This is a genomic window from Streptomyces sp. NPDC026575 (genome assembly GCF_055567415.1).
This window is the reverse complement of sequence record NZ_JBVHQM010000034.1, coordinates 38,488-63,504: the sequence shown is the minus strand read 5'-3', so window position 1 is coordinate 63,504 and position 25,017 is coordinate 38,488. Positions and strand designations below refer to the sequence as shown.

General features: G+C 69.1%; 26 protein-coding genes and 4 pseudogenes. 15 read left to right on the top strand and 15 right to left on the bottom strand.

Annotated elements, in window-relative coordinates; translation table 11 throughout:
• Positions 1 to 63: 63 nt before the first annotated feature.
• From ACZ4NB_RS33705 to ACZ4NB_RS33690, 4 genes are all read right to left on the bottom strand, one after another.
• Complete coding sequence (locus ACZ4NB_RS33705; RefSeq protein WP_467666834.1) at positions 64 to 246, bottom strand: hypothetical protein; 183 nt, start codon at positions 244 to 246, stop codon at positions 64 to 66.
• A gap of 5 nt (positions 247 to 251) precedes the next feature.
• The gene (locus ACZ4NB_RS33700; protein WP_467666833.1) at positions 252 to 443 is read right to left on the bottom strand and encodes a hypothetical protein; all 192 of its coding nucleotides are present in this window, start codon (positions 441 to 443) and stop codon (positions 252 to 254) included.
• Between the two features lie 90 nt (positions 444 to 533).
• Entirely contained in the window at positions 534 to 1,877 is a 1,344-nt protein-coding gene (locus tag ACZ4NB_RS33695; RefSeq protein ID WP_467666832.1) for an FtsK/SpoIIIE domain-containing protein, read from the bottom strand.
• A 2-nt stretch (positions 1,878 to 1,879) separates the two neighbouring features.
• A complete protein-coding gene (locus ACZ4NB_RS33690; RefSeq protein ID WP_467666831.1) occupies positions 1,880 to 2,209 on the bottom strand; it encodes an SCO3933 family regulatory protein in 330 nt (109 codons plus the stop codon).
• Between the two features lie 139 nt (positions 2,210 to 2,348).
• Between ACZ4NB_RS33690 and ACZ4NB_RS33685 the strand changes: the two genes are divergently transcribed.
• The 3 genes from ACZ4NB_RS33685 to ACZ4NB_RS33675 all read left to right on the top strand — a co-directional run bounded on the left by ACZ4NB_RS33685 (position 2,349) and on the right by ACZ4NB_RS33675 (position 5,427).
• Positions 2,349 to 3,215, top strand: a complete 867-nt coding sequence (locus ACZ4NB_RS33685) for a GntR family transcriptional regulator (RefSeq protein ID WP_467666830.1) — start codon at positions 2,349 to 2,351, stop codon at positions 3,213 to 3,215.
• Positions 3,205 to 3,888, top strand: a complete 684-nt coding sequence (locus ACZ4NB_RS33680; RefSeq protein WP_467666829.1) for an HAD family hydrolase — start codon at positions 3,205 to 3,207, stop codon at positions 3,886 to 3,888. The genes ACZ4NB_RS33685 and ACZ4NB_RS33680 overlap by 11 nt, the downstream gene beginning before the upstream one ends.
• Before the next feature lie 1,020 nt (positions 3,889 to 4,908).
• The gene (locus ACZ4NB_RS33675; RefSeq protein ID WP_467666828.1) at positions 4,909 to 5,427 is read left to right on the top strand and encodes a hypothetical protein; all 519 of its coding nucleotides are present in this window, start codon (positions 4,909 to 4,911) and stop codon (positions 5,425 to 5,427) included.
• Positions 5,428 to 6,221: 794 nt separating this feature from the next.
• Here ACZ4NB_RS33675 and ACZ4NB_RS33670 read toward each other — a convergent pair.
• The 3 genes and pseudogenes from ACZ4NB_RS33670 to ACZ4NB_RS33660 all read right to left on the bottom strand — a co-directional run.
• Positions 6,222 to 7,403 carry a tyrosine-type recombinase/integrase gene (locus ACZ4NB_RS33670; RefSeq protein ID WP_467666827.1) on the bottom strand — a complete coding sequence of 394 codons (1,182 nt, stop codon included), beginning with the start codon at positions 7,401 to 7,403 and terminating at the stop codon, positions 6,222 to 6,224.
• Positions 7,403 to 7,615, bottom strand: a complete 213-nt coding sequence (locus ACZ4NB_RS33665; protein WP_467666826.1) for a helix-turn-helix domain-containing protein — start codon at positions 7,613 to 7,615, stop codon at positions 7,403 to 7,405. The genes ACZ4NB_RS33670 and ACZ4NB_RS33665 overlap by 1 nt, the downstream gene beginning before the upstream one ends.
• Positions 7,612 to 8,193 (bottom strand): annotated as a pseudogene (locus ACZ4NB_RS33660) (replication initiator); the annotation flags it as partial. The gene ACZ4NB_RS33665 and the pseudogene ACZ4NB_RS33660, both read right to left, overlap by 4 nt.
• Positions 8,194 to 8,780: 587 nt before the next feature.
• On the opposite strand from ACZ4NB_RS33660, the gene ACZ4NB_RS33655 reads away from it, so the two are divergent.
• The 5 genes and pseudogenes from ACZ4NB_RS33655 to ACZ4NB_RS33635 form a co-directional block, all read left to right on the top strand.
• Positions 8,781 to 9,053: a hypothetical protein gene (locus tag ACZ4NB_RS33655; protein ID WP_467666825.1), complete on the top strand. Its 273-nt coding sequence runs from the start codon at positions 8,781 to 8,783 to the stop codon at positions 9,051 to 9,053.
• A gap of 111 nt (positions 9,054 to 9,164) precedes the next feature.
• Complete coding sequence (locus ACZ4NB_RS33650) at positions 9,165 to 9,437, top strand: hypothetical protein (RefSeq protein ID WP_467666824.1); 273 nt, start codon at positions 9,165 to 9,167, stop codon at positions 9,435 to 9,437.
• Between the two features lie 106 nt (positions 9,438 to 9,543).
• Positions 9,544 to 9,966, top strand: a complete 423-nt coding sequence (locus tag ACZ4NB_RS33645) for a YjbQ family protein (RefSeq protein ID WP_467666823.1) — start codon at positions 9,544 to 9,546, stop codon at positions 9,964 to 9,966.
• A 291-nt stretch (positions 9,967 to 10,257) separates the two neighbouring features.
• Positions 10,258 to 10,848 carry a DUF5994 family protein gene (locus tag ACZ4NB_RS33640; RefSeq protein WP_467666822.1) on the top strand — a complete coding sequence of 197 codons (591 nt, stop codon included), beginning with the start codon at positions 10,258 to 10,260 and terminating at the stop codon, positions 10,846 to 10,848.
• 8 nt (positions 10,849 to 10,856) lie between these two features.
• Positions 10,857 to 11,603 (top strand): annotated as a pseudogene (locus ACZ4NB_RS33635) (PP2C family protein-serine/threonine phosphatase); the annotation flags it as partial.
• A gap of 77 nt (positions 11,604 to 11,680) precedes the next feature.
• On the opposite strand, the gene ACZ4NB_RS33630 reads toward ACZ4NB_RS33635, so the two are convergent.
• A complete protein-coding gene (locus ACZ4NB_RS33630; RefSeq protein WP_467666821.1) occupies positions 11,681 to 12,205 on the bottom strand; it encodes a DUF5994 family protein in 525 nt (174 codons plus the stop codon).
• A 213-nt stretch (positions 12,206 to 12,418) separates the two neighbouring features.
• On the opposite strand from ACZ4NB_RS33630, the pseudogene ACZ4NB_RS33625 reads away from it, so the two are divergent.
• Positions 12,419 to 12,566, top strand: a pseudogene (locus ACZ4NB_RS33625) (DUF5994 family protein); the annotation flags it as partial.
• A gap of 1,166 nt (positions 12,567 to 13,732) precedes the next feature.
• Here ACZ4NB_RS33625 and ACZ4NB_RS33620 read toward each other — a convergent pair.
• Positions 13,733 to 14,488 (bottom strand): GbsR/MarR family transcriptional regulator, encoded by a 756-nt coding sequence (locus ACZ4NB_RS33620; RefSeq protein WP_467666862.1) that lies wholly within the window; start codon positions 14,486 to 14,488, stop codon positions 13,733 to 13,735.
• 262 nt (positions 14,489 to 14,750) lie between these two features.
• On the opposite strand from ACZ4NB_RS33620, the gene ACZ4NB_RS33615 reads away from it, so the two are divergent.
• Positions 14,751 to 15,413, top strand: a complete 663-nt coding sequence (locus tag ACZ4NB_RS33615) for a DUF4097 family beta strand repeat-containing protein (RefSeq protein ID WP_467666820.1) — start codon at positions 14,751 to 14,753, stop codon at positions 15,411 to 15,413.
• 218 nt (positions 15,414 to 15,631) lie between these two features.
• Positions 15,632 to 16,873: a serine hydrolase domain-containing protein gene (locus tag ACZ4NB_RS33610; protein WP_467666819.1), complete on the top strand. Its 1,242-nt coding sequence runs from the start codon at positions 15,632 to 15,634 to the stop codon at positions 16,871 to 16,873.
• 509 nt (positions 16,874 to 17,382) lie between these two features.
• Here ACZ4NB_RS33610 and ACZ4NB_RS33605 read toward each other — a convergent pair.
• The 4 genes and pseudogenes from ACZ4NB_RS33605 to ACZ4NB_RS33590 form a co-directional block, all read right to left on the bottom strand.
• On the bottom strand, positions 17,383 to 17,862 hold the full coding sequence (locus tag ACZ4NB_RS33605) for a protein kinase domain-containing protein (RefSeq protein WP_467666818.1): 480 nt from the start codon (positions 17,860 to 17,862) through the stop codon (positions 17,383 to 17,385).
• Entirely contained in the window at positions 17,862 to 17,999 is a 138-nt protein-coding gene (locus tag ACZ4NB_RS33600) for a protein kinase domain-containing protein (protein WP_467666817.1), read from the bottom strand. The genes ACZ4NB_RS33605 and ACZ4NB_RS33600 overlap by 1 nt, the downstream gene beginning before the upstream one ends.
• A pseudogene (locus ACZ4NB_RS33595) lies at positions 17,966 to 18,205 on the bottom strand (protein kinase); the annotation flags it as partial. The pseudogene ACZ4NB_RS33595 and the gene ACZ4NB_RS33600, both read right to left, overlap by 34 nt.
• Before the next feature lie 191 nt (positions 18,206 to 18,396).
• Positions 18,397 to 18,939, bottom strand: a complete 543-nt coding sequence (locus ACZ4NB_RS33590) for a MarR family winged helix-turn-helix transcriptional regulator (RefSeq protein ID WP_467666816.1) — start codon at positions 18,937 to 18,939, stop codon at positions 18,397 to 18,399.
• A gap of 319 nt (positions 18,940 to 19,258) precedes the next feature.
• On the opposite strand from ACZ4NB_RS33590, the gene ACZ4NB_RS33585 reads away from it, so the two are divergent.
• The gene (locus ACZ4NB_RS33585) at positions 19,259 to 20,329 is read left to right on the top strand and encodes an alkene reductase (protein ID WP_467666815.1); all 1,071 of its coding nucleotides are present in this window, start codon (positions 19,259 to 19,261) and stop codon (positions 20,327 to 20,329) included.
• 181 nt (positions 20,330 to 20,510) lie between these two features.
• On the opposite strand, the gene ACZ4NB_RS33580 is transcribed toward ACZ4NB_RS33585, so the two are convergent.
• The gene (locus tag ACZ4NB_RS33580) at positions 20,511 to 21,470 is read right to left on the bottom strand and encodes a helix-turn-helix transcriptional regulator (RefSeq protein WP_467666814.1); all 960 of its coding nucleotides are present in this window, start codon (positions 21,468 to 21,470) and stop codon (positions 20,511 to 20,513) included.
• Between the two features lie 108 nt (positions 21,471 to 21,578).
• Here ACZ4NB_RS33580 and ACZ4NB_RS33575 point away from each other — a divergent pair, with 108 nt between their 5' ends.
• The 3 genes from ACZ4NB_RS33575 (at position 21,579) to ACZ4NB_RS33565 (ending at position 24,031) form a co-directional block, all read left to right on the top strand.
• The gene (locus ACZ4NB_RS33575; protein ID WP_467666813.1) at positions 21,579 to 22,298 is read left to right on the top strand and encodes an NADPH-dependent F420 reductase; all 720 of its coding nucleotides are present in this window, start codon (positions 21,579 to 21,581) and stop codon (positions 22,296 to 22,298) included.
• 126 nt (positions 22,299 to 22,424) lie between these two features.
• Complete coding sequence (locus ACZ4NB_RS33570; RefSeq protein ID WP_467666812.1) at positions 22,425 to 22,820, top strand: VOC family protein; 396 nt, start codon at positions 22,425 to 22,427, stop codon at positions 22,818 to 22,820.
• A gap of 14 nt (positions 22,821 to 22,834) precedes the next feature.
• Positions 22,835 to 24,031: a winged helix DNA-binding domain-containing protein gene (locus tag ACZ4NB_RS33565; protein ID WP_467666811.1), complete on the top strand. Its 1,197-nt coding sequence runs from the start codon at positions 22,835 to 22,837 to the stop codon at positions 24,029 to 24,031.
• A gap of 27 nt (positions 24,032 to 24,058) precedes the next feature.
• Here the strand turns inward: ACZ4NB_RS33565 and ACZ4NB_RS33560 are convergent, their stop codons facing one another.
• A complete protein-coding gene (locus ACZ4NB_RS33560) occupies positions 24,059 to 24,820 on the bottom strand; it encodes an SDR family oxidoreductase (protein ID WP_467666810.1) in 762 nt (253 codons plus the stop codon).
• Positions 24,821 to 25,017: the final 197 nt, after the last annotated feature.

Genomic DNA, 25,017 nt, shown 5'->3' with positions numbered 1-25,017 from the left:
TACCTCCTTCCTGGATCGGGCCGGGCCGGGCGGAGTTGGGGTGTCCGCCCGGCGCACGGCGGTTCAGGTGGTGGGGGCTTCGCCGGTGCCCCAGCAGGTCAGGCACAGCGCCTCCTGCTTGTGTGGGCTGTCGCGCTTCTTGCGGGCGCCGACCTGGAAGGTCTCGGAGGTCTGTCCGGCGTTCTGGCAGTCCGGGCACGGCTTCTTCGAGGCCGTCTTGCGGGCGGTGGCCCTCTTCGCAGCCATCGCGGTCAGTGGTCGTTGCTGGGGTAGCTGTGACCGGCGGGCGGGTAGGTGCCCTCGTCCTCGCGATAGGCCTGTTCCATCATCGAGTTGACGACGAGACTGGCGAACTCCAGATCCGAGCCTTCACTCTCGCCGTAGTCGATCGCGTCGTTGGTGATACGGGCACTGCGGTCGTAGTCGTCGTGGCGGTGGAACATGGTCATCTCCTTTGCTTGAGCCTGTTTTGGGCATGGCGGTGCTAGGGACTTGGCGTGAGGCGGTCACACCGGCCGTGGCGCGCGTGGGGGTTAGTCGGTGATGGGCCGGGGCTTGATCAGCGACGGCGACTCGTCGAGCGTCGACTCAGCGGCAACGGCCGGCCGGAACGGAGCCAGAACGGGGATGTCCGGCGTGAGGTAGGCGAACTCCTGGCAGACCGCCGCCGCCTCAGCAGGCGAGGTCTCGGGGGTGCGGATCCGCGACCAGCCACCGGACGTGTCACCGGCCACCGCGACGCCGGGACGGTCGGCTCGGATCGATGTGGCGGCGAACACCGCGTCCGGCGCGATGTCACCGAGACCCATCTCAGCGGTCTGCTTGTCATTGACCCGGTGGACCACACGGCCGGTGAGCTGCGCGCGCAGGGCGGTCGCTCCCTTACCCAGGTCGGAGCCGAAGCGCTGGCCGCAGACCTCCAGGTAGATGCCGATCGCGCGGGCCATCTGACCCAACCGGACCAGCTGCATGACCGTGTGGTCGCGGGCCGGTTCATCCTTCTTCGAGGTCACGAAGAACAGCTCCGCGATCTCGTCGATCAGCACGATGAGCGGCACCGGGCGAACCTCATCGGGCAGGTCCCACAGATCCGAGACGCCATGCTCGGCGAGCAGATCAAAGCGGTCCTCCATCTCTGCGACCAGCACATCGATCAGCGCGGAAGCCTGCTCCGACGTGACCGCCAGGGCCGACAGGCGAGGCGCGTAGGCGCTCTGCTCCACCCCGCGCTTGCAGTCGATGCCGACCAGGCCCACCGGCAGCTTGGCCAGGCCCTTGATCAGGTTGCGCTGATACATCGACTTACCGGACTGGTTCGCGCCCAGCGTCAGACCGTGAGGGGCCTTGCGGTAGTCGCGTACGAACGCGGTCCCATCCTCACGCAAGGCCACCGGCACAGCCACCGACCCAGCCTTGAGACGGCGCGGCATCCGGACCCGCTTGAGCACGTCGTAGCCGGTCATCCGCAGCTCCACCACACCCGGCTTGGACTCCACCACGTTGACCGAGTGGACACCCCAGGCATGCCGGAGCCGTTCGGAGGCCGCCGCCACGTCCGCCGGTTCCAGACCGGCCGGAAGCCGGAGCAAGACCCGCAGCCCGGTCGAAGTACCCCGCACACGGCGGACCTTCGGCGGAACCGGCTGAACCTCACGACGAGCGATGTTGCGCGCCATGAACGCCCGCAGACGCGACGGCTGCACCGTCAGCCCACACACATCCATCGTCGAGCGGTACGTCACCCTGAACCGGCCCCAGGCGACCGGCAGACCCACCAGCGACCAGTACACACGCGGCGCGTGGCCCTTCGCGTAGCCGAGGCCACCCACACCAGCTAAGGCGCCGGTTGCCTCCAGGATCGTGGTCAGGTCCGACATGATCAGAGCCCGGCCGTGATCGCGACCGCACGGAACGAGATCCCGTGCCGCTTCTGGCCGTTGAACTCGTTCTCCCAGTCCCGGGCCTTCAGGCCCACCACCGACACCGGGGAGCCGGGCACCAGGCCCTCCGGGACACCCGTCTCCGGGACCGACACCTGGTAGAGGTTCCCCTCCCCCTCATCGGAGATGAGCAGGCCCACCGTCATCATCTTGGCGCCGGTCTCACGGTCCACCGCGATTTCGCCCGTCTGCTTGTTCACCAGCTTCGGAGCGGGGGCGGTCGCCACGAACACCACAGCAGTCGACGTGTCGATCTTGAACGAAGGCATGAGGAACTTCCCCTCAGAGAGGTGACTGACTTGGCTAGCCTTGTTGGCCACATGACCAACGTAAGCAACATGGCTAGTCATGTCAACACCTGACTGTCCTGGCTGTCCCGATGCCGGTAGGGCCGCGTAGCATCGGTGCATGACCTTCGCTCCCGACCCGCTAGACCCGGACGACGACCGGCCGCCATACGAGCAGGTGGCAAGCAGCCTCGGAGCGGCCATCCGAACCAGGAAGCTGGCCCCCGGAGAAAAGCTCCCGTCGCACAAGGCGCTGACGGAGATGTATGGCTTCGCACGGGCGACCATCCAGCGAGCCCTTCGCGACCTGGAAGACGAAGGTCTCGTGGTGTCACGGAAGGGCAGCGGGGTCTTCGTCCGCAATCGCACGGAGCGGCCTGCCGGCCTACGCCCCTACGTCGAGCAGGCCTTCTCCAGCAAAGACGTCACGATCGACTTCGCCGGATTCTCCAGCGAGACACTTCATGGCGCGCTGCAAGAGCCGCTAGACAAGATCCGCGTGGGGCGCCTCACGCCGACCAGCATCACCGTCCGGATACTCGTGCCGGACATGTCGGTGCCGCAAGCAGCACCGGTACGCCGGGAAGACTGCGAGGACGACGTCCGACTCCGCAACCGGATGCACGACATCATGGTCGGCTACACGCGAAGCATCCGAGATTCGATCAAGGAGCTGGAGCACCTAGGACTGGTACCGGAGACTCGCGTCGACGTACGCGTGCACAACGGGACGCAGTTCTTCAAGCTGTACGTGATCAACGGCGAAGACGCGTTCTTCGGCTACTACCCGATCAAGCCCAACAAGGTGGTCGCCCAGGGCGAGGCGATCGAGATCTACGACCTGGTGGGCAGGGACACCGTATTGTTCCACCACTCGGTAAACGACAGCGATTCATCCAGCGGCACTCAGCAGGTACAGCAGGCTCGCATGTGGTTCGACAGCGTGTGGGAGACGATCGCGAGGGACTTTGATCTCGATGGCCGGTGACGACCTCAGCAGGACGCTGGCCCGGGCCTCCGCAGTGCTCTTCGACTTCGACGGTCCGCTGTGCGACGTGTTCGCCGGCCTGCCAGCGCCCAAGGTTGCGGAGGGTTTGAGGCACCAGGTTGCCACGCAGGAACCGTCACTCAGTGCGAAGCTCACCGAGACAGACGATCCGATGGAAGTCCTGCGGCTGAGCTACGAGTCCAATCCCGAACTGGGATTGCGGGTAGAGCGGGCTCTTGCCACCGCTGAACTTGAAGCTGTGGCAGTCGCTGGAATGCCGACGGCCGGAGCTGTAGATGCGCTGAAGGCAGCAGAAGCCGCGGGGCGCCGTGTCGCCGTCGTTAGCAACAACTCCGCTGAATGCGTCCGGGCGTTCCTCGCACAGCACGGGCTGAGCGGCCACGTACGTGAGGTCGTGGGTCGTGCTGCTGATCGCCCCGACCTGATGAAGCCGCATCCTCACGCGTTGTTGCGAGCTGCCGAGCTGCTTGAAGTCGGACCATCCGAGTGCGTGCTGATCGGCGACTCCGTCACTGACGTTCAGGCAGCCCACTTGGCTGGAGGTACGGCCGTCGGCTACGCCAACAAACCAGGCAAGTACGAAGTGCTCACGGAAGCTGGCGCCGAGGCGGTTACCGATCGGATGGGGGCCATCGCCGACGCAATGCGATGAGGAGGAGGGAGCTGTTACAGGTTTCTCTACCTCATCAAGCCCCGCCCTTCGGCCGGGGAAGAGGCAGGAGGTTGGGGAGGGAGGGCACTCCGGGGGCTCTCGCCGGGGGTGCCGTTCCCTTACCGGGTCTCCGGGTGCCGATCGCAGGGCAACAACCCGTTGAGTCCGTGGAGTGCCGATCGAAGCCAGCAGCCGCCGTGCACCCGATTGGTCAGCGTCTCGCGGCTCGTCGCCGCGGGAAGGCTTGCGGCTTGTGGCTCTGGCCTTGTGGGGGCTCTTGCCTTCGGCATCCGGCGCGCAGGCCAACGGCTTTGACAGCCGCCGCTACGAATCACACCCCACCGGCCCGCCACGCGGGCCGGCGCGGGCACGGGGGCTCGGGCGACGCTCCTGCCTCCGGCCCGCTCCGCCCGGCCCCCGGCCCCGCGCCACCGAAGCTGCCACGGGGTGATCCGCTAGACGCTTTCTCCTGCCCAAAAGCACCGCCGGACCGAGCAGACACCCCACCGGCCAACACCACCACCGACGCCACCCGGCAGCCCGGCAGCAGTCACCCACCATCAGGACGAGCTGAGCAGCCACGCAGGCGCCGTGCCTCAGGGGCAGGCCCAAGCCGGGAGCCCCGAGGGCGGCGAGGAAGTGCGTGGAGGTGAGTGGTGAGGTGGGGCGGAAGCGGTGAGCGGTTTACATGGCGGGCGCACTGCCGACCGTGCCATAGGTCTTGGCTCCGTCAACAAGAGCTGGCTACGGGAGGGATGGGGGCAGCAGGGCCGAGCGCTCCGGGCACGCAGGCCGGCATGGGCAGGCCGCCGTACCGCCACCGTCACGGGTGCGGGCGCGTAAACGGACCGGACCCTGATCCGTGGCTGAGGGGGAGCTACCTGCTGCCGCGATGCGGCTCAGCCCGTCATGGGCGCTCCGCTCACTGACCCACCGTTGTTCGAGATAAGCGCAGACCTTGAGCGGTGCGGCGCGATATGAGCTGACCTGCGGGAGCCCGGTGTGCGTGAGAATGCCCTTATGGAATCGGTCATATCAGCATTGCTCGGCGCCTTAGTCGGAGCGCTGGGAGCAGGGTTCGCTGCTGTCTGGTCGGGGCGACAAACACGCTGGCAGGTGAAGGCTCAGTACAAGGCCCAACACGCCCAGTGGCGACGCCAGGCGAGACGAGAAGCGTTCGCCGATGTCATCCGCGCCGCTCATGGCGTATCCGAGGCCTGCAAGGCCGGCGTACACACGTACCAGACTCCCGAAGACGAAGCTCACCGGCACGAGCTGACTCGCACTGTCGAAGAACGGATCACTGAGCTGCTGAAGGCTCAAACCCTCACGGAACTTGAGGGGCCAGATGCCGTCCTCCCAGCGTCCAGGGAGGTTCTCAATGGGGGACTGCATCTGCAGAGGTCTCTGGGGAGATTCAACGCTGCCGAGATCAGCGGCGGCGAGATGATCGCAGAGCTAGTCGCCTATGGCCTCACCATTGGGCAATTTCTTGCTGTTGCCCAACGTTGGCTGGACGAGCTGGAAGAGCTCGACTAGTGGCCCCCGCATACCCAAAGGCTCCCCCCTGGAGGCTGCGGGATTTGAACCCACGGCGATGTCCCTGCCACGACCACTTTCAAGATCACTTGAAGATGAAATCCGCGCACGCGACTATCGCCGATAGCACCCCCGTCGCGACGCCCAGGGACGCACTCAACTGCTGCCGATCCTGCGTGATCACCGCACTGGGGCCCTGCCCGTCCCCACCTGCTCCACGCATTGCCTTCAAGCCTTGCCACTTGTGCTCGCGGATCCAGCACCCACGCAATAGGCCTTGCGCGTTGTTGCGGCACCTCCCCTGACGCCCCATAGCTATGCACCTCAGTGGAGCAGATAGCAGGAAGTAGAGAACCGACACTGCGGCTACCAGGATGAACACACCCGGACCAATCACATCCGCAGCCCAGGCCAGGATCCCCAGCACGAGGATCACTACTCCCCAACGCTTCCTTAAGAACTCGCCAAGCCCGCCCATGCCCATGGACCGTAGGACATTCCGGACGGCGCCGGAAGAGCGCCTCTGGCGTCAGCAACCGCCTCGCCGATAGTTCGCAACGAGGGGCTGCCGTGCCCGCTGCGTGCCCGAAGGGCCGGTAAACCACGGGGAATTCGGGTGCGCAACGGGGGGCGACATAAGGCGCTCAGATCGACGTTTCGGCAGGTCAGGGCGCCGATTGGAGGTAGATCACCCCGTGATTCCCAAGCTCAGAGCGCGGGTTCGATTCCCGTCACCCGCTCCATAGTTGAGGCCCAGGTCGGAGACCTGGGCCTTGTTTGTTGTCTGGACCAGTTCAGGCGTCTTGCACCAGATCCGCACCAGAAGGCTCACCGGAAGGCTTCTGGCGGGCCTTGCTGGCCTTGCTCCGGGCGGCCCGCACGAGGTCGTCCAGGCCGCTCGCGACTTCCTGTTGCCGCTCAAGGTCCGAGTGCTGGTAGATCAGTGCGGCTTTCTCCGACGACTGGCCGGCGCGGACCATCGTGTCCTTGAGGGTGGCCCCGGATCGGGTCGCCAGGGTGTGACCGGTGTGACGAAGGTCGTAGAAGCGGAAGCCTTCCGGCATGTCAACGAGCGCGCGTGCCTTGCGCCACTTACGCCCGAAGGTGGACCGCCGGAACGGTTTGCCCTTCTCCCCCACGAACAGCAGCCCGTCCGGCCCCTTCTCCGCGTACCAGTCGAGGTGGCGTCGGAGATCTGTCCGGAGGAAGGCCGGCAGGACTACAAGTCGCTTGCCCGCGTCCGACTTGGTGTCGCCGAGGGCACGCCGACCAGTCGTCAGCTCGGGGGCGGCCATGCGGACGCGGATGGTCATGGCATCCAAGTCCACGTCCTTGCGGCGCAGCTCGGCCTGTTCCTCTGGCCGCATGGGGCCGTACGCACCAAGGAAGACCATCAGGCGCCAGCGAGGCCCGAGGGCGTCGGCGAGCGCGTCGACCTGGTCGACGGTGGCGATCTGGCGTTCGGCGGAGGACTCCTTTCCGGCGCCTCTGATGCGGCAGGGGTTGCGGCGGATCAGCTCGTCGTCGACCGCGGTTTCCATGATGGCCTTGAGCAGCTGGTAGGACTTGGCCACGGTCGTCGCGGCCCCAGTGCTCGACAGTCGCTCGGTTCGCCAAGTACGAACCCGGGGTGCGGTGATCTCGTCGAGGTCCAGGGCCTCGAAGGTGGGAAGAATGTGCAGCCACAGGAGGCGCCGGTACAGCTCGTCGGTGGTGGCGGACAGGCCGCGCTCCTCCACCCACCGAAGTGCGTACTCCTTGAAGTTCACCGCACCGGCATCCGGATCCTGCCAATTGCCACGGGTGAGATCGGCTTCGATCTGTGAGAGCCAGACCTCGGCGTCTTTCTCGGTCGCGAAAGTCTCAGGTGCGCGGAACTCCTGGCCGTCCGGTTCCTGGTAGCTCGCGGTCCAGCGGCCGGACCGGTACTGACGCACCGCGCCGAAGCGCCGGCGGGTGCCCTTGCTGTTCCCCATCAGGCAGCCCTTCCGTAGCGAGACCGGCGACGGCGCATGGGCTGCACGGTGTTCCCCTCGATGTACGCCGCCAGGACGCTCTCCGGGATGCGGACATGGCTGCCGATCTTGACGAAGGTGATCCGGCGTTCGGCGATCAGACGGCGGGGGAAGCGGGCGCTGGTGCCGAGGCGTTCGGCGGCTTGGTCGACGGTGAGCAGGGCGTCGGTCACGCTCGTTCCCCTTCCTGGGCGAGGGCTTCTCGGGCGGTCTCACGGTTGAGTCGGATACCGCGGGCGATGGTGGTGGCGAGGGCGGATTCGCCGGGGGTGTGGCCATGGCCGACGTACTGCCAGTCGGTCAGGACGAGGACGGTGTCCGGCTCCGGGGGTTCGAGGCCGAGGGCTTCGCGTTCCTGGGCGGCGCGGAAGTCGGCGCGGGCCGTACGGAGTTCGCCCAGGGTGGTCGAGTAGCGGCGGGACTTGGAGGAGAAGTGGCCGCGGAAGCCGAGCATGTGGGCCCAGGCCCAGAGGCGGCGGTCCGGGTAGAGCGGGTCCAGGGCCTTGCACGCGGTGATCAGGCGGCGGGTGTGGTCGGGGACCTGGTGGCGGTCCAGCTCGGCGAGTTCGCCGATGCGCCGGTCGAGGGAGCCGGTGGTCTCGGCGGCCTTGGTTGCGTACTTCGCCACGTAGGAGGCCACGGCCTGTTCGGTGACGTTGGAGCCGTCGCCGAACGCCTTGACCGGCCGCACGTCCAGTTGTGTGCCCCAGCGGAAGGTCCGGGCGGGCTGGTCCCTGGCAGCCGGAGCCGTTGCCCGTGCGAGTCACCTCCATTCCCACCCCCTCGGGGCCAGCCACAGCCCCATCTCAGCCCTTCAGAGCGGTACACCAGGGTCAACAGCGGTCGAGCTGGCCGCCCCCGATTACCCGCCTCCCCCAGCTCGTCGCCGGCCTCGCCAACGACCGGCTGCGTCCGTTCCTCAGCACCTGGCACTGGAAGTCCACGAAGCCGCGCGGCCGGACACCATGAGGCGCGCTCACGGCCCGCGGCATGGTCGTCCGTGCCATCGGCGCGCGGTCCAACGCGGCGGTCTTGGTCAGCGTCGGCAAGGGGTGGTGCCCAAGCGGCGCACGGCCCGCCTCCACGAACGCCTGGTCTCGCGGGGTCGGTGGACCGTCGGCCGGAGTACGGTGAACACATCGGGATATTTCGGCGCTCCCGTCCTTGCCGGAGTCGGAAGGCCGGCGGTGGGCCCGGCCAGCTCGTCTCTCCGCCCGTCTGTAGCTCGCCGCGGACAGCACGATCAGGGCGATGAGGACGCCAACCGTTCCATGACTGACGGCGGTAGGTGTGAGCATTCGCCCCGTGGCACCTCATATGCCTGACAGAGAGGCCAGCATGAGACCTGTAGAACCGATTCTTTCGGCCGGGATGGCCGAGGTCCGTATCGTCGCCGCATCCCCCGAGGCCGCCCGCCGGGTCGCAGAAGTTCTCCGGCACTGCTTCCCCGCCACCGAACAGCGCAGCTACCCCGCCGGCCATGATGGCGGGACCCGGCTCCACATCACGGTGGACACCACGCAGACCCCCGAGCCCAACGCGACGGCCCCGCCATGGCCGGCGACCAGCAGGTCAGCCGCGCGTGACCGCCCCCACGCGGACGAGGTCTGAGAAACCGGGCCTCAGATACGCGTCTGCGACAGAGTCGGCCCCTCGATCAGGCGTCCCGGCGCCCCTCCACCGCGATGGGCGCGACGCAGTTCTCCCCAGAGGTAAGCAGTTATGGCATCACTAACCGAGCGGAAGGCGTACCGCGAGAAGATCATGCAGGCTCTGTACGAGGCCACTGAGGGCAACCGCCTTCTGGGCGTCACCGGGGCCAAGCTGGCGCAAGATCTCGCGATCCCGGAAGAGGATCTGGCTGCCGCCTACACGTATCTGGTGGGCGAGGACCTGATCACGGTCGACTGGGCCGCGGGCAATACGCCGGCCATGGTCACGCTGACGCACCAAGGCATTCGGCACATGGAGGCTGAAGAAGAAAAGCACGGTTGACGCAATGATCAGGCAGCGTCCGAACCCCTCGACTGCCGGCGGAGGCCCGGAGGAACTACCCATCCGGCGGTCAGTGCCGTTCCTCCGCGATGGGTACCGGTGAACCATGGCTGGCACCTTCACCACCCGCACCATCAACATGGCAACCGTTGCCACTGAGACCATGCACGACCTGACGAGCGCATGCTCCGGGTTCCTCCGGGAGGCCGCTCATGGGCGAAGCGGACTGCTGAACGTCTTCACCCCCCACGCGACGTCCGGCCTGGCCATCATCGAGACCGGCGCGGGCAGTGACGATGACCTGTTGGCAGCCCTCCGCGACATTCTTCCCGCGGACGACCGCTGGCGGGACCGCCACGGCAGTCCAGGCCACGGCAGCGGCCACGTGCTCCCGGCGCTGGTACCGCCACACGCCACGTTGCCCGTGGTCGATGGCGAGCTGGAGCTGGGCACCTCACAGTCCGTCGTACTGGTGACCACCGAACGGGACAGCCCCGAACGCCAAGTCCGGCTGTCCTTTCTCGGCTGACCGGACGACCCAGGCGCGGTCCTGTGGCTGACAGCCCCCGTTGGCAGCCGATGCCACACGAGAGTGTCCGGCTGCCCGCACAGGAGGCGCTGCCTCTTCGCAATTCTCGGGCCGACTGCTCCAAGTCTCCTGTGCCGTTCACCCCGTCGCTCCGCATCGGCCCAGCGTGCCTTACTGGGAGTAAGCTGGAACTACCGAGGGCACTCCGTACACCAGCCTCCACGCTCGTGTCGTTTTCGGCGATTCACGACACCGGGCCGGTTATGGTCGGCCCGGGGCAAGGTCCGCGTCATGACCACGACCATTCCGTATACGCCGGCGGTCGAAGACCGGACCGCTTCGCTGCCCCTGCGACTCATGCTGGCGCCGGCCGGCAGCGCTCCAGCTCTGCTCGACGGTGCGTGGTGGCCCCGCTCCCGTGACCTCACGGCGGAACTGCCCGCACTGACGGCTGTCCTCGACCCGCTGTGGGGGCGGATCACCCACGTCACGGTGAACCCCACCTTCTGGCCGGTCATCCCACGGAAGGTGCCCGTGGACGGGCATGTGGCGGGTGTCGGCTGGTTCAGGGCCGAGCAAGATCCCCACAAGCTGCTGCTGTTCTCCTACACCGTCGGCCGTTGGGACCTGCTGGTGATCCCTCCGGAGACCAGCCCCGCCACGGCCGCCCGGCTCATGACCGAGGCCGCCGATCCGCGGGGCACCCGCACCGCGAGCGCCCTGATGGACGAGGCAGAGCAACGCCGGATCGCGGAGGAGATGGAGCTGTCCCTGGTTTCGGTCTGGGACTCCGAAGGCGGCCATGGCGCACGCCTGCCGACCTCACGTTCCCCCGCCCAAGCAGTCATTACTCAGGTACCAGGCGCGGAGAAAGGCATCTGAGCTTCGTCGGCCGGCCCGAGCTGATCGGTGACTCGCACGCGGGCACGGCCTTCCTGTCCGGGGCCCCTGTCGAGGTACCGCAGGATGACGGCATCCGGATGTATCTGCCGTTGCTGGACGGCAGCGACCAGGTGGGCGTGCTGGCCCTCACCCTGGACACCGTCGATGACGATGACCGGCGCTTGTTGCGCAGACTCGCCGGCCTCGTCGCCGACATGCTGGTCACCAAGCACAGCTACACCGACCAGTTCTTCCTGGCCCGGCGCCGCGAACCGATGAGCTTGGCCGCGGAGATCCAGTGGTCCCTGCTACCGCCGCTGGCGATGTCCGTCCCGCAGGTCGCGGTGGCGGGAATCCTGGAACCGCCTACAACGTCGCCGGCGACAGCTTCGACTACGCCCTCAACGAGGACATCCTGCACGTGGCCATGGTCGATGCGATGGGCCACGGCCTGGATGCCGCCACCATGGCGACCGTCGCCATCGGCGCCTACCGGCACGCCAGACGCGCCGCAGTCGGTCTGTCCGAGATCTACGCGTTCATGGACCGGGCCATCGCCGAGCAATTCGGGCCCGACCACTTCGTCACCGCGCAGATGATGCGCCTCAACATCCTCTCCAGCTGCCGGACCACCTGGCCGTTGCAGATCAGCAGCCCTGAAACAGGAGCGGGGCGGGAGCACCAGCGACGATGCGACCCTCTTCCTGATCGAGTGGCGCGGGGGTGCTGCCGACCACCTCGCCGTCCTGGAGTGAGCCGACAGCCGCACCTTCGGGCGACCTGTATCCCCCTTGTCGTCAAAGGTGCCTCGAAGCCAGACTCGACGGCTTCCTCACCGCTCTCCACGTTCGTGGCCCGTCCGAGGCTCTTCCGGGGGAACCAGGTGTGCATGACGGGTGCCGGTATCGATGAGGATCTGCTCGGCCTGGGTGACGTTGCCGGCCTCGACGGCCCTGGCCATCGCGGCGCGGGCTGCTTCAGGTGTCGCGTGCGGCGGGACCACCAGCAGGGAGAAGTGGTCCTGGTCGCCCCGGGTGATAAGGACGGTGTCGTCACCGACCGGGAAGGAGTCGATGTGCACGACCCGGTCGTCGATCACCAGACGGGTCGGCAGCTCTTCCCAGGCACCGGCGTCCAGGCCGACCCGCAGGACGGGGCCCAGATGTACGGTCAGCGCGGCGATCAGACCGGGCAGCTCGGCGCCGATGTCACGAGAACGCGGCCACCACGCGCCGTCGAGAACTTGCTCGCGGGTTTGCGTGGTCACCAGCCTCAAGAGGGCCGTCCCGGGTCTGACGGCCTGGTGCACCTCGTCCGGCAGCAGCTGCGGGACGCGGGGAGTGTCGGAGTCGGCCATGTTTGTTCGTCCGCCTTCTGGGCGGTGCATCCGCCCGGCGAGGTGACCTCGTTACTTCACCGTACTCCGCGTGCCGTGGCGCGGGCGCGGCGGCGACGGAGCCGGACCCACATCCGCCAGCAAAGTTCCTGGTCACGCGCACCTTCACGGCCGGCCGGCGCAGTGTGACGAGACCGGAAGTACCTCGCACACCGGCTGCCACGCCGGTGTCACGAGCTTCCCGCTCTGACCGACGTGCTGGACGCGCGCTGGGGCCGGATCACTCATGCCACGGTGAACCCGACCCACGGTGCCGGTGCCCGGCCACACGGTGCACGTGGGCTGGTTCGCCGAGCAGGACCCGAACAAGCTGATGTTCCTGATCCATCTGCTCAACGCGCAGCACGACGAGCGGATCGCGGCCTTCCCCTACAGCGATGCCCTGGGAGGCGGCACGCCTTACGAAGATCGTTTCGCCGTGTCCGTCGCGTTCGCAAAACAGCCATGCCCCCAACCGGCAGCCGCCCCGCCAGCACCAGGCCAGGTCCGTGAAGCGCCCGTGCTCTCACGCTCGCTGCCGTGGCCGCGCCCTCCGCGTGCCCTTAAGGGCGGTAAACACGGTCAACACCGGTGCGCTGCCGCACCCCCCAGCACCCGCCTTGGCAACGTTCACGCAGGTCAGCACATCAATCACAGCCACGCGCACCATTGATTCCCAAGCTCAGAGCGCGGGTTCGATTCCCGTCACCCGCTCCATACGGAAGCCCCAGGCCAGCAGCCTGGGGCTTGTTTGTTTCCTAGGGCCTGTCCGATGGGTCGGGGTCGGAAAGGCCGCGGCGTCTGGTGCGGTGCATCGCAAGGCGCCGGAGCGTCTCGATAGCGGAGCTATCGGGATGATTCGGCAACGCCGCGAGGTGCCGTGCCAGGCGTCGCGGGCCCGGCCAGGACCCATCGGACAGGCCCTAGTCCAATTTCGGGGTGCCGCACCAGGGTTGATCCTGGTCTTGGGCCGAGTGGGGTTCTTGCTCAAGCGGAGCGGACGGCCGTAGCGGAGTCCCCACACCTCGTCCACCAGGCCGGCCAGCAAGTGAGGGGCGGTGCGCGCGAGTCCTTCGAGCGCGGCGCGCATGAATTCGGTGACCAGCTCCAGCCGGGTCAAGTCGCGCACCGCGGCCAGGATGCGGGTGGAATCGGTGCGCTGCGTGGTGCGTTCGCGTACCAGCCCGGCGCCCTTGAGTCGGGCCGGCGCGAGGTCGAGGAGGCGGTCTGTGCGGGTGCGAGGCCAGGGCGCCCGTCGCACGGGTGCCAGTCGGCGAATTCCTCGTCGCACCACAACCCGTCCAGCCGGTCTCTCACCCACATCGCCGTCGTACCGTCCGGGTTGCTCGCCCGCGCGACCTGCGCCGTCAAAGACGGGACCTGCTCACCGGAACGGGGACAGAGGGACACCGGACACCTCGACAGCAGCATCGGCCTACGGAACAGCCTTGAGCATGCCAACTGATCAGAGCGCCAAGGCCACGTAGCTGTGGTCATCGGGCCGGCTGGTTATGCGTGATCGGAAGGTGACGTGGCGGTGCCGTCCGGAGTTGTTTCGGTTCTGGTGTAGAGGACCTCGCGACCCTGCTCAGCGGCGCGGATGAGCCCTTCGCTGGTGAAGTCGAGGAAGCGGGCGGCGTTCTCGAGGCGGGTGGCGGCCGGGGTTCCGTGGCCGAGGATGCCGACGCCCTGCCGTGCGGTCTCGATGAACTGGTCGTTGGCCCGGGCGCTGCGGATCATCGACCGGTACCAGAGGTCGTCGTCGACGATGTATCGCTCGCGACGGCGCTTGTCGCGTTCCCGGCGGACGAGGTCCAGGCTCTCGAGGAACGTGATCGCTTTGGAGATGGACGCCGGGCTGACCTGGAGGCGCTGGGCGAGTTCGGAGGCGGTGAGGCTGCCGGTGTCTGTGGTGTAGAGGCAGCCCAGCACCCGGGCCATCATCTTGGGCAGGCCCGAGGTCATGAAGACGGTGGTGAGGGTCTCCTGGTAGTCGCTCACGGCCTCGGCGTCGCGTCCGTAGGGTTGCGGCGACGCCTGCGACCTCTGGGGCGGGGCCTGCCTGCGCTGGTGGGTGCGCTGCTGGGTGGCGCGGTGGGCCAGGTCGGCGCGGTAGCCGGTGGGGCCGCCGTTCCGTGTCACCTCACGCGTGATGGTGGAGGTCGGACGGTCGAGACGGCGGGCGATCTCGGCGTAGGCCAGGCCGTCGGCCAGCCCCACCGCGATCTGCTGGCGCTCCTGCTGGGTGAGCCTGCCTCCCGGCATCACGACCCCCTTCATGCCCCACGGGTGCTCCATGGTGCTGCTCGGCGTTCCCTGACGCCTCCACCATAGCGTTCACCTTCAACGCATTGCAACGACTGACTGCCCTATCGTTGCGTTAAGCGAGAGGGTGCTGCAACGATTATTACGCTCTCACCTGCGTAAATGCAGCCGCCAAGCAAAGATCTCGTTGCAGAGATTTGGAAAGCAACGTAGCTTTTCCATCGTTCGGAAAGAGCGCACCGCAAGCACAAGGGAGAGCACGATGCAGAAGTTCGACACCCCCGCCCCGATCTCCGCCGTCCTGGGCATCCCCGCCGGACGCGTCCAGTTCATCGCCGCAGACCGGGCCGACACCGCGGTCGAGGTCCTGCCTGCGAACGCCTCGAAGGGCCGCGACGTGAAGGCAGCGGAGCAGACCACGGTCGAATACGCCGACGGAGTCCTGCGGATCGAGAATTCGGCGAAGAACCAGTACTTCGGCCCCTCCGGATCCATCGACGTGACGGTCAAACTGCCCGCCGGTTCCCGGGTCGAGGCCAAGGCGGCCAGCGCCGAACTCCGGACCGTCGGCCGCCTCGGCGACGTCGCTTTCGAAGGCGCGTATGGCCAGATCAAGCTGGACGAGGCCGCGAGCGTCCGTCTCACTGCGGTCGACGGCGACGTCGAGGTCGGCCGGCTGGGCGGGGCCGCGAAGATCAGCACCGCAAGGGGCGACATCCGGATCGCCGAGGCCATGGGCGGCACGGTCGTGCTCAGCACCCAGTCCGGCGACATCACGGTCGGCGCCGCCGCCGGCGTGTCGGCCGCCCTGGACGCCGGCACCGCCTACGGCCGCATCAGCAACGCCCTCAAGAACGATGGCCCCGCCGATCTCGACATCCGCGCCACCACCTCCCACGGCGACGTCACCGCCCGCAGCCTCTGACCCGCTCCCTCCAAAGGAGCACCCTCAACGCCACCCCGGCCAGCGGAGCGAACGCGAACTCGCGAAATGGACGCCGCGCCGGGGAGGCGTCCCGCACGGCGAACGCAGCACGGCCACCGCCCTGGATGCACGCAGCCACCGCCCAGGACGCGCTCGGCGGCAGCCACACCTCACCGGGCCAACCACCCACCCACGCAACCCACAAGGAGCACACAACCATGTCCGTCACCCTTACCGACCAGCGCAGCGGCTTCTCCGAAACAGGGCTGCGCAGAATCCGCGACGTGCTGGCACGACACGTGGAGTCCGGAAAGATTCCCGGGCTCGTCGCTCTGGTCGGCCGGGGCGACCAGACGCACGTCGAAGCGGTCGGGACGATGCGCCATGACGGTGGCGCGCCGATGCGCCGCGACACGATCTTCCGGATGGCCTCGACGTCCAAGCCGGTCACGATGGCGGCGGCGATGGTCCTGCTGGACGAGTGCAGGCTGCGGCTCGACGACCCGGTGGAGCCGTGGCTGCCCGAGCTCGCCGACCGGCAGGTGCTCAGGCGGGCCGACGGTCCGCTGGACGACACCGTGCCGGCACGGCGGCCGATCACCGTACGGGACCTGCTGGTCTCAACCTTCGGGCTCGGCATGGATCTGACGTCGCTGGGCACCCCGATCATGGACGCGGTCTTCGAGCGGGGCATCTTCAGCCAGAGCGCGACGGCGCTTGCCGCGCCGGACGAGTGGATGCGCCGCCTGGGCACGCTTCCGCTGATGCACCAGCCTGGAGAGCGCTGGCAGTACCAGATCAGCAACGATGTGCTCGGTGTGCTCGTCGCCCGGGTCACCGGGCAGTCGTTCGAGACGTTCCTGCACGAACGGATCTTCGGCCCGCTGGGCATGAAGGACACCGGTTTCCATGTGCCCGCCGGCAAGATCGACCGGCTGCCGCCCTGCTACACGCCGAACCCGCAGACCGGGGAGTTCACCGTGTGGGACGAGGCGGTGGGCGGGCAGTACAGCGCGCCTCCGGCGTTCCAGTCAGGCGGCGGTGGTCTTGTCTCCACCGTCGATGACTACCACGCCTACTTCCGGATGCTGCTGAACCACGGGACGCACGACGGCGAACGCATCCTGTCCCGGCCGGCCGTCGAGCTGATGACCACCAACCGCCTCACACCCGAGCAGAACGCCGCCCGCACCACCATGGCCCGCAACAACGTCCATGTGGGCTTCGGCCAAGGGCAGCACGGCGGCTGGGGCATGGGGATGGCGGTACGCACCTACCGCGGCGACTACGCGCCGATCGGCCAGTTCGGCTGGGACGGCGGTACCGGCACCAGTGCCTACGCCGACCCGCACAACGGGCTCGTCGGCGTCCTACTCACCCAGGTCGGGCTGTCCCTCCCGGCCCCGGCACAGCTCATCCACGACTTCTGGACCACGCTCTACCAGGCAATCGACGACTGACCTCGACGACGGACACCGACCTGCCGTCCCCGTGGGCCCGCCCTTGACCACCGGCTGGCCGTCTACCAGCGCAACGCGATGGTCGTCTACACGGATGCCCGGCTGGGCTGACCGACCGCTCACACCGCCGGGGGGCTGCAGCCCCCCGGCCACAAGCGGACTTCGCCGCCATCACGCCGGATCAGCCCTCCCCTACGGGCCGAAATCCGCCCCTCCAACAAATGGATCTGCATATCAGGTCTGCCATGCCTACGCTCGGCATGTACAGCCCTTCGCGCGAGCAATCCACGCACCTTCAGCAGCGACGCTGGTGTCGCGCAGTCGTCTTGCCCCGGCCGGGCCCCTCCCTTCCGGAGCCCGTCTCAACCTCCGTGCCAGTGTCGTGCCAGATCGAGCGGTAAACAAAGGTCAACAAGGGCCAGAGATCCAACCCCGCTTCCCCTCCCCGTAGGGGGCATCTTCGCTGGTCAGGCCAGTGCGGAGCGCTCGACGCCCCCTGATTCCCAAGCTCAGAGCGCGGGTTCGATTCCCGTCACCCGCTCCATAGTTGAGGCCCAGGTCGGCGACCTGGGCCTTGTTCGTCGTCTGAGCCAGTTCAGGCGGCCCGCGCCAGAAAGGGGCGCCGAAGGGGCACCGAAGGGCTGCTGGTGAGGGATTCGCGCTCCTGGCCGGTGACTTGGCGGAGCGGACGGCGGCGGACTGCCGCTCGACCGCAGGGCGTCCGCCGTGTCGGCCGCGGAGAGACGTTCGGCCGGGTCCTTGCGCAACAGCCCCTCGATGACCGCACCCAGCGGGCCTGCGCAGTCAGGGATGTCGGGCTCGTCGTAGGCGACCGCGTGCAGCACGGCGGCGGGTGCCCCCGACCGCGCGAACGGGGAACAGTTGGAGACGAGTACGCACAGGGTGACTCCCAGCGAGAACAGGTCGCTGGGCGGGCTCGCCTCCTTGCCGTGCAGCCGTTCGGGGGCGATGTAGTCGAGGGAACCCATCAGCTCGCCGGTGTGGTCAGCGACTCGCCGTCGGCCAGGGCCGCGATGCCGAAGTCGCTGAGGACAACGTTGCCGTTGCCGCGCAGCAGCACGTTGGCCGGCTTCACGTCCCGGTGCAGGGCACCGGCGGCGTGCACGGCCCCGAGGACGTCGAGAAGCTGCAGACCGATCTCGGCGGCCCTGGCCGGGGACAGCGGACCTCCGCATCGAGGTGCTGGGAGAGCGACGGGCCCGCCACCAGTTCCATGACGATGCAGAGCCGGTCCTCGAACTCGACCAGGTCGTAGATGTCGATCACATGTGGATGGGAAACGCTGGCGATGGCGCGGGCTTCACGCAGTGCCCGCCGCGTCCGATGAGGTCGGTCAGGAGGTACCGGTCTGCGACGAGACGCTGCTCGTCACTGGGAATCGCCTGGTCAACGTAACGTCATGCGCCGAGTCGGCCGCCTCCTCGACCGGAAGCCCGACCTGAAGCCCGAGCCGAAGCCCGACGAGAAGCCTGATCGGGCCTCGTCGACGCGCTCCGGGACCGCTATGCCTCGCCGCCCGCGGCCTCCGTGCCCGCGGCCTCCGCGGCGGCCCGGACGAGGTTCTCCTCCAGGCGTTCCAGGGTGTGCAGGGCGGCGGTGCGCTCGTCGTCGGAGAGGCCCGCCGTCGAGAGGTCCTCCAGCTGGCTCCAGACCCGTTCGACCTCGCGGCGCAGGGCGCGGCTGGCCGTCGTGGGTTCGATGAGCGAGGCGCGCTTGTCGGTGGGCGAGGGGCGGCGGCGGACGAAGCCGGCCTGCTCCAGGCGCTGGACGGTGCGCGTCATGGTGGCGGCGTCGGAGTCCATCAGGCGCACCAGGTCGGTCTGCCGCTGGGGGCCGAGCTCCCACAGGTGCATCATGACCAGCTCCTGGCCCGGATGCAGGCCGATTCGGCGCAGGAGCTGTCCGGCGAACATGCGGTGCAAACGGGCCAGGCGGAAGATCGCGTGGCTGACCGGCCCGCCACCGGCCGCGGCCGGCACCGGGACGGTGGCCTCCCGCCCGGGGCCCACGGGGCCCTTCCCGGCCTCCGGTGTGGACTGCGCCATCTCTCCCTCACTTTCCTGTCCGAACAAGGCAACAACTTTACCCCGCGCCCGGGTGCCACCGAAGCACCACCCAGGCGGCAGCACTCACAGCCCAAGCAGCGTTCCCATCCCAAGCGGCACTCACAGCTCAAGCAGCATTCACCGCCCAAAACGAGGGCGTGACGTGGCTCACACTTCCCCGGGATGACGGGATTTACTTGTTCGGACAGGTGATTTACTTGTTCGGACAGGTATCGCTGGCAGGGCGGCGCCTCGTATCGCAGCGAAGCGCCCCGCGCCGCGGAACATCACCCCTCCCGAGGAACCCGAGGAAGACACCGTGACCACTGCTTTCGATCCGATCGTCCTGGGCGGCAAGCACCTGGCGAACCGCGTGGTGATGGCGCCGATGACCCGCAGCCGCGCCCACGGGCCCGGCGCCGAGCCGACCGAGCTGATGGCGACGTACTACGCGCAGCGCGCCGGGGCCGGGCTCATCGTCACCGAGGGCATCCAGCCCTCGCCGCTCGGCCAGGGCTACCCCGACACCCCCGGTCTGCACACGGCCGGGCAGGTGCGGGCCTGGCGGACGGTGACCGACGCCGTGCACCGCGAGGGCGGTGCGATCTTCGCGCAGCTGATGCACACCGGCCGGATCGGGCACCCGAGCCTGCTGCCCGACGGACTGGTGCCGGTGGGGCCGTCGGCGGTGGCCGCCAAGGGCCAGGTCTTCACCCACGAGGGGCCGAAGGAGTTCGTGACGCCGAAGGAGCTGAGCGAGGCGGAGATCCGGCAGACCGTCGCCGACTTCGTCGACGCGGCCCGCAACGCGGTCGAGGCCGGGTTCGACGGGGTCGAGCTGCACGGGGCCAACGGCTATCTGATCCACCAGTTCCTCGCGCCCAACACCAACCGCCGCACCGACGCCTGGGGCGGCACCACCGAGGGCCGGATCCGCTTCGCCGTCGAGGTCGTCACGGCCGTGTCCGAGGCGATCGGCAGCCACCGGGTGGGCCTGCGGATCTCGCCCGGGAACCAGTTCAACGACATCTCCGAGGACGCCCCGGGCGAGGTCTACCTCACCCTGCTGGACCGGCTGGCCGGCCTGGACCTGGCCTACCTGCACCTGGTGGAAGGGCCGAACCGCGACCTGACCCCGCGGCTGCGCAAGGTCTGGCCCGGCACGTTCGTCCTCAACCCGTTCACCTACCCCGACACCACCGGCCCCGACGCGCTGGGGCTGATCGAGGACGGGAGCGCGGACATGGTGGCCTACGGAGCGCTGTTCCTGGCCAACCCCGACCTGCCCCGGCGTCTCGCCTCCGGCGGTCCGTTCAACACCCCCGACAAGGCCACCTTCTACGGCGGCGACCACCGCGGCTACACCGACTACCCCGCCCTCACCGCCTGAGCGGCGACCTGAGCGGCGACCCCGCCGAGACGGGCGCACGTGCGTCAGGGCACGTGCGGTTCCCGTTTCCGCCCCGCCCCCGCCGATCCCCGGCCTGGACGCGGCCGCTGTCGTCGACGCCGTCGGCGAGGGGGCCGATGCCGCCGTGGGCGATGAGGTTCTCGGTGCGACCGGCGGCGGATCAGCCCATGGCCGCCAAGACGCGCCGAGCCGCGTCGCACAGGTAGTTGAGGACCTCGTGGTCCGCGGCGAGGGTGTAGTCGGTGTTGAGGGCGGCGAGGGTCTGCGCGATGCGGGGGAGGTGGTCGTCGGAGGCGTCGACGCGGCAGGTGTGTGCGGTGAGGGGGCTGATGCGGGTGGCCAGGCCGGGGGTGCGGGTGCGGAGGTGCTCGGCGGGCGCCTGGACGGTGGCGATCGCGCGGTAGCGGGTGGGGGCGGCGGAGAGCCGGGTGGCGACGAAGGCGGCGGGATCGTCGCCGGGGACCGGGCGGGGCGGGACGCGTCGGCCGGTGGGGGTGGGGTGGCTGATGCGGTCGAGGCGGTAGAGGCGCCAGTCGTCCTTGTCGGTGTCGTGGGCGAGGAGGTACCACAGGTTGCCGGAGGCGACCAAGTGGCAGGGCTCGACGCGACGCGCGGCGGTGCTGCCGTGGCGGGTGGTGTAGTCGAAGCCGACGATCTCGTGGTCGCGGCAGGCCACGGCGAGGCCGGCCAGGACGGCCGGGTCGGCGCGCGGCCCCCGGTTCTCCCACCCGATGTCGGCCAGGGACGTCTGGAGGGCGGTGACCTGGCCGCGCAGGCGGCGGGGCAGGACCTGCTCCAGCTTGGCGAGGGCGCGCAGGGCGGTCTCCTCGATGCCGGTCAGACCGCCGGCGGCGGTGCGCAGGGCGACGGCGATGGCGACGGCCTCGTCGTCGTCGAGGAGGAGGGGCGGCAGGTCGGTGCCGGGGGCGAGGCGGTAGCCGCCGGCGTGGCCGCGGGCGCTGTCGACGGGGTAGCCCAGTTCTCGGAGCCGGTCGATATCGCGGCGGACGGTGCGCACGGTCACGGAGAGTCGTGCGGCGAGGTCGGAGCCGGACCACTCCCGCCGGGTCTGCAGGAGGGACAGCAGCCGCAGCATGCGGGCGGTCATATCGCTCGTCATGAATTCCATGATGCCCGCGTCAAAGGACACACCCTGTCCTGAAATCCTCCTACGGTGGACCTGTCCGAACAGAACGGAACGGAACAGACCACATCGGGAGGTTTCTCCATGAAGACCGCGATTCTCGGCACCGGTGGCGGTGCCCGCGCCCACACCGCCAAGCTCCTCGAACTCGGCCACGACGTCTACGTCGGCACCCGCGACCCCGAGGCCACCCTCGCCCGCGACGAGCCCGACATGATGGGCAACCCGCCGTACAAGCAGTTCCTCGCCGAGCACCCCGGCATCACCCTGCTGTCCTTCGGCGACGCCGCGGCCGCCGCCGACGATCTGGTCATCAGCGGCATCGACGGCCACAACGCCGTCGCCGCGCTGTCCGCCATCGCCGACCGGCTCGCGGACAAGACCCTGATCGACTACGCCGTGCCGTTCGTCTACCAGCACGAGACCGAGCATCCCTGGCCCACGCCGTGGGGCGTCATGCCCAAGCTCGACCCGTGCGACACCGACAGCCTCGGCGAGCAGATCCAGCGCGCGCTGCCCCGGACCAAGGTCGCCAAGTCCTTCGTCACCCAGGAGCAGACCACCGTCGTCGATCCGCAGGCCGTCGGCGGCGGCGACCACACCATGTTCGTCGCCGGTGACCACGCCGACGCCAAGCAGCGGACCACCGAACTGCTCAAGTCCTACGGCTGGAGCGACATCCTCGACCTCGGCCCCCTGGTCTGCGCCCGCGGCATGGAGATGTACGCCCATATGCACTCCGCCATCGGCTTCGGCCTCGGCCAGCAGTTCGGCGGCCACTTCGGCCTCAAGGTCGTGCGCTGACCAGCGCGTCAGCAGGCACCGGCGCGTAGGCAGGCACCCGGCGCGCCACCAGACACCAGCCACCAGCCCGTCAGCCCGTCAGCAGACACCCCCACATCGAGAAACCCTCCCGCGGAAGGCCCCCCCATGGCGAACGAGACCACCGGCACCCTCAACGGAAAGATCATCTGCCACGCGATATGGGCGCCGGACGGCCGTGCGCTGGCCGACTTCTACGCCACCGCCCTGGGCACCAAGGTCTCCCGGACCTACCAGGACGAGCAGGGCGACGACGCCGCCTTCGCCTTCTACGTCGGCAAGGCGATGTACCTCTGCTACACGTCCGCGTCCTTCACCGCCCCCAACTGGCCCGAGGACGAGCTGCCGTTCCACATGGACCTCGTCTTCGACGACGTGGCCGCGGCGGAGCGGCAGCTGCTGGAGCTGGGCGCGACCAAGCCCGTCCACCAGCCCGGAGGCGCGTACTGGACCGTCCTGCTCGACCCCTCCGGGCAGCCGTTCTGCATCCACGGCGCCCGCTGACCCCGGCCCCGCACATGACCGCTCTGCCCCGTATCAGCGCCGCCCAGCGACGCGCCCGCGTCACCCGCGGCCACCTCCTCGCGCCTTCCCTCCGCAAGGAACGGGCCGAGGACGTGGCCGCGGCCCTGATCGGCCTGCACGCCACCGACCCGGCCACGGTCTTCCTCGCGCTGGCCGCCCGCCTGCACACCCCCACCGCCGACGCCATCAGCCGGTCCCTCTACGACGCCCCCGACACCCCCGACACCCCTGCCGGCAGCCCGGCGCTGGAGCGGATCCGGTGCATGCGCCGCACGATGTTCGTCGTCCCGGGCCGGCTGGCCCCCGCCGTCCGCTCCGCGACCGTCCGCGACAGCCACCGGCACCGCGCCGACGCCATGGCGACCCTGCGCGCGGCCCTGGGCTGGGACGAGCGCCGCTACGCCGCCGCGGAACGGGCCGTCCTGGACACCCTCGCGGCCCGCGGCGCGACCACCGCCGCCCAACTCGCCGCCGAGATACCCGACTTGCGCGAACAGTTCACCACCTTCCCCGGCAAGTCCTACGAGTCCCGGCAGCGCGCCGGCACACCGGTCCTGGGAGCCCTCGCCGCCGAGGGACGCCTCCGCCGGGCCCGCCCGGCCGGCTCGTGGACGTCCGCACAGTTCCGCTGGGCCCTGGCCCGGCCGCTGGACGACGTGCCCGCCGCCGGGGCGAGGACCACGCTGGCCCGCCACTACCTGAAGGCGTTCGGCCCCGTCACCGTGGACGACCTGAAGTGGTGGACCGGCTGGAATCTCACCGACACCCGCAAGGCCCTCGCCGCCACCGGCGCCCAGGCGGTCGAACTCGACCAGGGCACCGGCTACCTCCTGCCCGAGGACCTCGAACCGGCACCCGCCACCGAGGAGCCCGCGGCGGCGCTGCTGCCCGGCCTCGACCCCACGGCCATGGGCTGGCGCCACCGCGACTGGTACCTCGACCCCGACCACACCAAGGACCTCTTCGACCGCAACGGCAACATCGGCCCCACCGTCTGGTGGCACGGCCGCATCGTCGGCGCCTGGGCCCAACGCCCGGATGCCACCATCCGCTACCACCTCCTCACCGACCCCGGCCGCGCGGCCCGCACCGCCGTGGAGAAGGAGATCACCCGCCTGACCGCCTTCCTCGACGGCACCCGCGTCACCCCCTGCTACCGCACGCCGCTCGAACGCAGCCTCGCGACCTGACCACATGACGCGCCGGCCGCCCGGGTGTCAGGCCTGCCGTGTGGGCAGCACGATCGCCTGGCGCAGGTTCACATGGCGGGCGCGGCTGGTCGTGTAGGCGATCAGGTCGGCGATGTCGTCCGCCGACAGGCCGAGCAGCGCGTCGAACATGCCGTCCAGCTGGCCGGACAGCTCGGCGTTGTCGATGTGGCCGCCCAGCTCGGTGTCCGTGAGGCCCGGTTCGATGTTGGTGACGCGGACGTCGCGCGGGCCCAGCTCCGTGCGCAGGGACTGCGAGAGGTAGGTGAGCGCGGCCTTCGTCGCGCCGTACACCGCGTAGTTGGGGAAGGGGATGTGCGCGCCGATGGAGGAGATGTTCACCAGGTCCGCGGTCCGGCCGGCCTCCGCCACCGCGATCAGGTCCGGTGTGAACGCGCGGATGACGCGCAGCGCGCCGGCCACGTTCGTGTCCAGCATCCGCTGCCACTCGTCGGCGCGGCCCTCGGTGACGGGGTTGGGCAGCATCACGCCCGCCGCGTTGACCACCAGGTCCACCTCGCCGTACGCGGCGTGGATCCGGTCCGCCGCGGCATCGACCGAAGCCGCGTCGGTGACGTCGGTGGCGACCGCGAGGGCCTGCCCGCCGTCCGCCTCGATCTCGGCGGCCAGCTCCGTCAGCCGCTCGGCCCGGCGGGCGAGCAGCGCCACCCGCACGCCGTGCGAGGCGAGCAGCCGGGCGGTGGCCTCGCCCATACCGCTGGCGGCTCCGGTGACGACGGCGGTGCGGCCGATGAGGGTGTCGTACGACATTGGGGACTCCTGGTGGGTGATGGTCGGACGTGGTTCGTGATGATTCGTGGTGGTCCGTAAGGGGCCGTGGTGACCGTGTTGGCCGTGATGGGCCGTGGTGGTCTGTCACGGGTGGCACCGGGTGGCTCCGGGTGTCTTCCGGCGACGACCACCACCTTCGGCCCGTTCGGCGCGCGTACCCAGGGCTGCCGTTTTCC

Excerpts from the sequence above, each read along its gene's own strand:
- ACZ4NB_RS33705 (WP_467666834.1), bottom strand. The coding sequence starts at position 246 with ATGGCTGCGAAGAGGGCCACCGCCCGCAAGACGGCCTCGAAGAAGCCG.
- ACZ4NB_RS33700 (WP_467666833.1), bottom strand. The coding sequence starts at position 443 with ATGTTCCACCGCCACGACGACTACGACCGCAGTGCCCGTATCACCAAC.
- ACZ4NB_RS33695 (WP_467666832.1), bottom strand. The coding sequence starts at position 1,877 with ATGTCGGACCTGACCACGATCCTGGAGGCAACCGGCGCCTTAGCTGGT.
- ACZ4NB_RS33690 (WP_467666831.1), bottom strand. The coding sequence starts at position 2,209 with ATGCCTTCGTTCAAGATCGACACGTCGACTGCTGTGGTGTTCGTGGCG.
- ACZ4NB_RS33685 (WP_467666830.1), top strand. The coding sequence starts at position 2,349 with ATGACCTTCGCTCCCGACCCGCTAGACCCGGACGACGACCGGCCGCCA.
- ACZ4NB_RS33680 (WP_467666829.1), top strand. The coding sequence starts at position 3,205 with ATGGCCGGTGACGACCTCAGCAGGACGCTGGCCCGGGCCTCCGCAGTG.
- ACZ4NB_RS33675 (WP_467666828.1), top strand. The coding sequence starts at position 4,909 with ATGGAATCGGTCATATCAGCATTGCTCGGCGCCTTAGTCGGAGCGCTG.
- ACZ4NB_RS33670 (WP_467666827.1), bottom strand. The coding sequence starts at position 7,403 with ATGGGGAACAGCAAGGGCACCCGCCGGCGCTTCGGCGCGGTGCGTCAG.
- ACZ4NB_RS33655 (WP_467666825.1), top strand. The coding sequence starts at position 8,781 with ATGAGACCTGTAGAACCGATTCTTTCGGCCGGGATGGCCGAGGTCCGT.
- ACZ4NB_RS33650 (WP_467666824.1), top strand. The coding sequence starts at position 9,165 with ATGGCATCACTAACCGAGCGGAAGGCGTACCGCGAGAAGATCATGCAG.
- ACZ4NB_RS33645 (WP_467666823.1), top strand. The coding sequence starts at position 9,544 with ATGGCTGGCACCTTCACCACCCGCACCATCAACATGGCAACCGTTGCC.
- ACZ4NB_RS33640 (WP_467666822.1), top strand. The coding sequence starts at position 10,258 with ATGACCACGACCATTCCGTATACGCCGGCGGTCGAAGACCGGACCGCT.
- ACZ4NB_RS33630 (WP_467666821.1), bottom strand. The coding sequence starts at position 12,205 with ATGGCCGACTCCGACACTCCCCGCGTCCCGCAGCTGCTGCCGGACGAG.
- ACZ4NB_RS33620 (WP_467666862.1), bottom strand. The coding sequence starts at position 14,488 with ATGCCGGGAGGCAGGCTCACCCAGCAGGAGCGCCAGCAGATCGCGGTG.
- ACZ4NB_RS33615 (WP_467666820.1), top strand. The coding sequence starts at position 14,751 with ATGCAGAAGTTCGACACCCCCGCCCCGATCTCCGCCGTCCTGGGCATC.
- ACZ4NB_RS33610 (WP_467666819.1), top strand. The coding sequence starts at position 15,632 with ATGTCCGTCACCCTTACCGACCAGCGCAGCGGCTTCTCCGAAACAGGG.
- ACZ4NB_RS33605 (WP_467666818.1), bottom strand. The coding sequence starts at position 17,862 with ATGGGTTCCCTCGACTACATCGCCCCCGAACGGCTGCACGGCAAGGAG.
- ACZ4NB_RS33590 (WP_467666816.1), bottom strand. The coding sequence starts at position 18,939 with ATGGCGCAGTCCACACCGGAGGCCGGGAAGGGCCCCGTGGGCCCCGGG.
- ACZ4NB_RS33580 (WP_467666814.1), bottom strand. The coding sequence starts at position 21,470 with ATGACGAGCGATATGACCGCCCGCATGCTGCGGCTGCTGTCCCTCCTG.
- ACZ4NB_RS33575 (WP_467666813.1), top strand. The coding sequence starts at position 21,579 with ATGAAGACCGCGATTCTCGGCACCGGTGGCGGTGCCCGCGCCCACACC.
- ACZ4NB_RS33570 (WP_467666812.1), top strand. The coding sequence starts at position 22,425 with ATGGCGAACGAGACCACCGGCACCCTCAACGGAAAGATCATCTGCCAC.
- ACZ4NB_RS33565 (WP_467666811.1), top strand. The coding sequence starts at position 22,835 with ATGACCGCTCTGCCCCGTATCAGCGCCGCCCAGCGACGCGCCCGCGTC.
- ACZ4NB_RS33560 (WP_467666810.1), bottom strand. The coding sequence starts at position 24,820 with ATGTCGTACGACACCCTCATCGGCCGCACCGCCGTCGTCACCGGAGCC.